This is a genomic window from Cupriavidus sp. GW821-FHT07C08, assembly GCF_059419025.1.
The window spans coordinates 1-1,964 of the sequence record NZ_JBWKQZ010000071.1 but is presented as its reverse complement, the minus strand read 5'-3'; the positions used below and the strand labels follow the sequence as shown (position 1 = coordinate 1,964).

1 protein-coding gene is annotated in these 1,964 nt (G+C 63.3%); it reads right to left on the bottom strand.

Annotated features, from left to right (window positions below; genetic code table 11):
- Positions 1-29: 29 nt before the first annotated feature.
- The coding region (locus tag AC07UK_RS38700) for a recombinase family protein (protein ID WP_494693926.1) at positions 30-1,964 on the bottom strand (1,935 nt) is incomplete at its 5' end.

Below are 1,964 nucleotides of genomic sequence, written 5' to 3'. Positions count from 1 at the left end.
ATCCCGACGGTGATTTCATAATGCACCTCTCACAGTTGAATGTTGGAATGTTGCGGCTGAAGATGCCCTGAAGTGCGTACCCAATCGCGCAGTTGCTGCTCCTTGGCGGGATCCAGGGTGATCCACCACGGGCCCCGTCCGTCGAGCTGACGGGCCTGGACCACCTGGCGTTTGATCCAGTAATAGACGACGTGCGCACTGACCGCCAGTCGACGGGCGAGTTGCTGTACCGTGAGCTCGTCACCCCGCTTGAGGCTGACTGACGCAATCTGATACCGATAGCGGATCCATTTGACCATGGAGAGCGTGAAGGGGCGGCCAGATGCGCTGCGCAGGCCTTCCTGATTGAGGCGCGCAACGATTTGCGGGTCGGACAAGTGCTGCGACAGTTGGCGCACCTTCTCGACGAGCGCGGCTGGATAGCGCATCGCTTCGGCGACCCGCTTGGGCAAGTTCACGGTGATGTCGGTACAGGCGCCACCCTGCCAGCGGATATGTAAGATAGCCTGTCTGGTTGCCGTCAATTTCTCTACCGTGATGTCCCGGATGAGCAGTCGCAACATGCGCTTGCGATCCTTCGCCGGGGTCGTCTGAGCGCGCCAGAGGCGCGGCAGATTGCGCGCCAGTGCGAGGACCTGGGTCTTCTGTTCTGGCGTGGCGACACGCGCCTTCTGGCTCCGGACCTGGGCGGCTTCCGCCTTGATTGCTTCGAGGCGAAGCATCGCATCATTCCAGCGACGCTCGAGGGTGCCAGCAACCAGGCGGTTGGCGGGATCGCATTCCTGATATCGACGTTCGGCGAGCGCGACCTCGTACTCGGCGCGTTCGATGCGCATGTGCCACTGGCGCATGATGGCCTGATCGCGCTGTTCGAGTTCGTTCAGGGCTGTCAAGGCCAGTTCGAGCTCGGTCGGGCGCAGTGCCTTGAGCACTTCGGCGCCAATCGCGTTGTCGAGCAGGTCGCTGCGCACGTTCATGCAATCGCTGGTCGCTAAACCCTGGCGGCGCTGCGCATTGCACAAGTACATTGGGTAGATGCCACCGTTACCCTGGTAGCGCACGGTCAGCGCCCGACCGCAGCAGCCACAGAGCAGCAGCCCCTGAAGCAGCGCCAATCCTTCACGCGCCGGACCGCTGAGCACGGTGCCTTCACCGTTGGTCCGGTTGCCCGCCAGGCGTGCCTGGTTCCGCTCAAACTCCTCCGGGGTGATGTATCCCTCGTGATGTTCGGGTAGATGGACGCGCCAGTCTGCCTTTGGTACCGGCTGCACGCGCTTATGCACCTCCCCCTGTGGCGTGATGCGCTGGCGGTACTGGTACCGTCCAAAGACATAAATGCCCGCATACGAAGGATTCTTGATCAGGCCGATCACGCGCTCATGTCTCAGGCGCCCCCAGATGAGCCGGCCCGCCCAAGCGCCGCCGTAGGCGCGCTTGGGAAAGCGCAAGCCACCTTCGGCGAAGCGCTTGACGACCGCGTATGCGCTGCCGGTCTCGTGAAACAGGCGAAACGCCAATTGCACGGCGCCGCGCACCTCGTCATCGGGATCCAGGACGATGTGGCCCTCGTCGTCATAGCACAACCCAACCGGGAGCGGAAAGCGCAACTCACCCTTCTGCGCCTTGTTGAGCTTGCCGCCTTGGAGGCGCCCGCGCAAAAAGTGCAATTCGGCCTGTGCCATCGTGCCTTTGAGGCCCAGCAGCAGGCCGTCGTTGAAGTCGCCCGGGTCGTAGCACCCATCGGCGTCGATGACCAAGGTACCGGTGAGCGCGCACAACTCGAGCAGGCGATGCCAGTCCAGGTTCGAGCGCGCCAGGCGCGAGACCTCCAGCGCAAACACGGCGCCCACGTGCCCCATCGAGACATCCGCCACCAGCGTCTTGAAATCCTCGCGGCCCGTCATCTGCGCGCCTGACTGACCGAGGTCCCGATCCAGGATCCGGATCGACGTTTGTGGCCAGCC